Here is a 3302-nt window from a genome sequence, read left to right as displayed (position 1 = left end):
GCCTTGCTGTGTGAATACCCAGCCTCGGTGAGCTTGTCCCGGAATTCTTCGAGCACTTGTAGTTCTGGGGCGATGGAAAAATGTTTGCTAGATGCACTGAAACTGATAATGAACGTACCATTGTGCGTCATCATGGGCTGATTCCATTTGATCTCGACTTTAAGATCTGGATAGGTTTCCGTCACCCACTGAATAACCTGTTCAAGTTTGGCACGGTTCTCGTCGTTGGGAATGGTGTCTAGATATTCCTGTAGTGTCTCCATGGCTCCACTGTAGTTGGCGCTAGATGTTCATGAATAGCCCAATGCGCTCGTGAACCCTAACTATGGAGCCCCGAGTCTTGGCCACCTAGGATCTCAGGTAGATGTGCAACACGAACTTGAAGAAAAGGATTACAGCTTGTCACAGAACATATTGAGTAAAGCCACCGTGATGATTGAGCGTCCTGCACGCTACGGTAAACAACTGGTCAACCACTTAAAACGCAAAAACGGTGGGGAATGGGATGCAGAAGCAGAACGCGGCTGGGTCAACCTTGGGGAAGATCGTGCTGAAGTAGTCGCGGCGGCGGACCGGCTTGAACTGTCTGTTGAGGGACCCGCTGATGCTGCGGAACGGCTTGAGAATGTGGTCGGTCGTCACCTGGTGGGGTTTGCCCGAAACCTTGAAATTGAAGTGCAGTGGCACCGTAACGATAATGCTTCGGGAACCCGGCAAGCTACCGAATAACTTCACATCAAGTGGTAGTGATTTTTCAATCAGTGAGCTGATCAATGATGCGCTAGTAGGTGGCGCTCGCCGTCCACCGTCATCGGTTACCCAGCCTGGCTGGCGTCTTCAGCAGGTTGGAACACGACAGGATAGGCCCCCGGTTAGGCGGTTGTATTCGTCTCCTGCAACCCAAGTGCACTTTCCGAATTTACGACGCCGGTCCCTTCGAAATATTGCGGGATACCGGGTATTGGCAAATCTGATGTATGACAGCGATAAGGTAGCACTGTGGTCTCTCATACATCCCATACTGCGCTGACTCGGCCGCCAGCTGCAGTGTCTCTGGCTGCTTTTACTTCCAGCGTGGACCGGTTTGGTGTCTCTCCGCTCCTGGTGATTTTGGCGTTGGACTTCCACGTGCCACTCAGTGTCGCGGTGGCGGTCGCCTCGGTCTATTTTTTCACCTATGGACTTAGCCAACCGCTGTGGGGGATGCTGTCCGATAAATTCGGCCGACTGACCATCATGCGCGTGGCCCTCACCGGGGCACTCATCTGTGGCCTGAGTTCTGCTTTTGCACCCAATCTGGTGTTGTTGACGATCGCGCGAGCTCTGACCGGTGGGTTTTTTGGAGCGATCGTTCCGGCGGCAATTACCTACGTGGGGGATACGACTGCGCTGCGTCACCGACAATCAGCGCTGTCCGATCTCATGGCAGCGATCGCGGTGGGCACCGCGCTGGCCACCGCGGCGGCGGGCTTCTTGGGACAGGTTTTCACCTGGCGGGTTGTCTTCGCACTGTCCGCCACGCTGGCGCTTGCAAGTCTCATACCGTTATTTCGGCTCAATGAACCCGACCGCGAGCATCGCACCGGGGTGCTTGCTGCACTGAAATTGTTCTTCAGCGACAAGTGGGCAGTCTTTGTGGTGTGCTTGGCATTTGTTGAAGGGGCCCTGGTGCTCGGTATTCTCACTTTGCTAGCACCAGCATTGGAATATCAAGGTATCGAAACGAGTTTTGCTGGACTGTCGGTAGCCGCCTACGGGGTGGCAACACTGGTCTTTTCGCGCCTGGTTCGTCCCCTCACGGCACGGTTGAGCGGTCCACAAGTCGTGCTGTTGGGAGGCTGCTGTCTGGTAGCTGGATTAGGCGTCGTTGCTGTGCACTTAGCGGTACTGACCGTCGTCATTGCGGCGTTGCTACTTGGTGGAACCTGGGCGTTTATGCATACCGGGTTACAATCCTGGGCGACTCAGGTAGTCCCGGATGCCCGGGGAATGACGGTCGCCTTCTTTGCCGGCGCTCTATTTGCCGGAAGCGCTGTTAGTACCGCGGTGGCAGGAACTTTAGCCGAGGCTGGTCGGTGGACACTGATTTTTGGAGCCGGTTCCGGGCTTGCTGTGGTTTTGACCCTGGTTGCGGTTGCCGGTTTGGCACGGTATCAGGTCACTCGATAACCGGACACGTTGCGTCAATAGCAGTTACTCGTTCAAGTACCCGGACATTTGTTCGACAATATCGGGGTTTTCTTCTAACCAGGCGTCCCAGAGTGTGCAGGCTTTCTGGTTCACTATAAATATTGTCGGGATCTTCCAGCTGGCTCACATCGAAATTGACGGTCGCCCAGAACGGCGTCCGTAGCGTCACAACGATCTCTTCTTCGGTATTCATTGCGCGTTCGGGGTCACCGAGCATGGCACTGGTGGAGGACAGCTGCAGCTCAAAGTCTTGCTCGAGCCCATGGTGTGGCATGACTTCGTCTTCGGTAATTATGCTGAGGCCAACACCTCCCATGATTCGACCATTCAGGGCCTCAGAGATCCTCAGGAGCCGCTCAGTGCTCCTGTCCACTGAATAGTTCTCTTCATCGGAGTATCACTCCTGGTGTCTTTCGTGCTGATCATCGTTGGCTACCATATGCACATGAAAGTCACTGAGACATCGCTGTGCAAAGATCTCCAAGAAAGCGCGGGGTAGGTTACTTGATGACCGGCGGGTTCACCGCGACTATCGCCCAGAGTATCCGCTGGAGTCACCGGCTGGGTCGGCACCGTGGGCAACCAGCGGGCGATTTCCCACAGCACCGGTGAACGCGTAGCGTGGAGAGGGTCATACCTGTGCAACTGCAGGTGCGTTAGCGAAGAAGTAATTGAGGTTTGAAGATGACACAGGATGCAGGGTTCCCCGAACAGACCAATCTCATCGAAAAGCTGATGATCGCCACGGACGGCGAAGAAACCACCAATGACCAAGTTGTTGATGTCATCAATGCATTCCTCAACTCGCAGGTAGTGTTTCCCTCAGTAGACAAAGCCGGCGACGACGGTTCCGTGAGTCCACTGATGCTGCAGGACACCGACGACAACCCCGTGATGCCGCTTTTCACCTCGCCGGATGATATCCCCGAAGACTTTAGTGAAGCCGCCCCACACGTCAGTGTGGTACCGGGCTCAGCAATCATTCAGTCCGTGACAGATGCCGGGATCGTGATTGATTTTGGTACCCCACGGCAATTCGGCCTGGGCAAGGACCAAGTCGCAGCCGTTCGAAACGAAATCATCACGCAACTCGGTCAGGAATAACTCCGAGC

General features: G+C 54.9%; 5 protein-coding genes. 3 read left to right on the top strand and 2 right to left on the bottom strand.

Annotation, left to right across the window (positions count from 1 at the left end; genetic code table 11):
• Positions 1-263 (bottom strand): iron chaperone (locus tag K8V32_RS03715; protein WP_303903073.1); only part of this gene is annotated, 263 nt, incomplete at its 3' end.
• A 136-nt stretch (positions 264-399) separates the two neighbouring features.
• Here K8V32_RS03715 and K8V32_RS03710 point away from each other — a divergent pair.
• Both K8V32_RS03710 and K8V32_RS03705 read left to right on the top strand, forming a co-directional pair.
• The gene (locus K8V32_RS03710; RefSeq protein ID WP_303903070.1) at positions 400-729 is read left to right on the top strand and encodes a DUF2218 domain-containing protein; all 330 of its coding nucleotides are present in this window, start codon (positions 400-402) and stop codon (positions 727-729) included.
• A gap of 270 nt (positions 730-999) precedes the next feature.
• Positions 1000-2169 (top strand): MFS transporter, encoded by a 1170-nt coding sequence (locus K8V32_RS03705; RefSeq protein ID WP_303903067.1) that lies wholly within the window; start codon positions 1000-1002, stop codon positions 2167-2169.
• Here K8V32_RS03705 and K8V32_RS03700 read toward each other — a convergent pair.
• Positions 2159-2506, bottom strand: coding sequence for a glycine betaine ABC transporter substrate-binding protein (locus K8V32_RS03700; protein ID WP_303903064.1), 348 nt, complete (start codon positions 2504-2506; stop codon positions 2159-2161). The two genes, K8V32_RS03705 and K8V32_RS03700, sit on opposite strands and share 11 nt — an antisense overlap.
• 368 nt (positions 2507-2874) lie before the next feature.
• Here K8V32_RS03700 and K8V32_RS03695 point away from each other — a divergent pair, with 368 nt between their 5' ends.
• On the top strand, positions 2875-3294 hold the full coding sequence (locus K8V32_RS03695) for an SseB family protein (protein WP_303903061.1): 420 nt from the start codon (positions 2875-2877) through the stop codon (positions 3292-3294).
• The last annotated feature ends 8 nt before the right edge of the window (positions 3295-3302 follow it).

Origin of the sequence: Enteractinococcus helveticum (assembly GCF_020742345.1) — a bacterium.
GTDB lineage: Bacteria > Actinomycetota > Actinomycetes > Actinomycetales > Micrococcaceae > Yaniella > Yaniella helvetica_A.
The sequence above is the reverse complement of the archived record's forward strand: the minus strand, read 5'-3'. Positions and strand labels throughout refer to the sequence as shown.

Coding starts and splice junctions, on each gene's coding strand:
- K8V32_RS03695 (WP_303903061.1), top strand. CDS start 2,875: ATGACACAGGATGCAGGGTTCCCCGAACAGACCAATCTCATCGAAAAG.
- K8V32_RS03700 (WP_303903064.1), bottom strand. CDS start 2,506: ATGGGAGGTGTTGGCCTCAGCATAATTACCGAAGACGAAGTCATGCCA.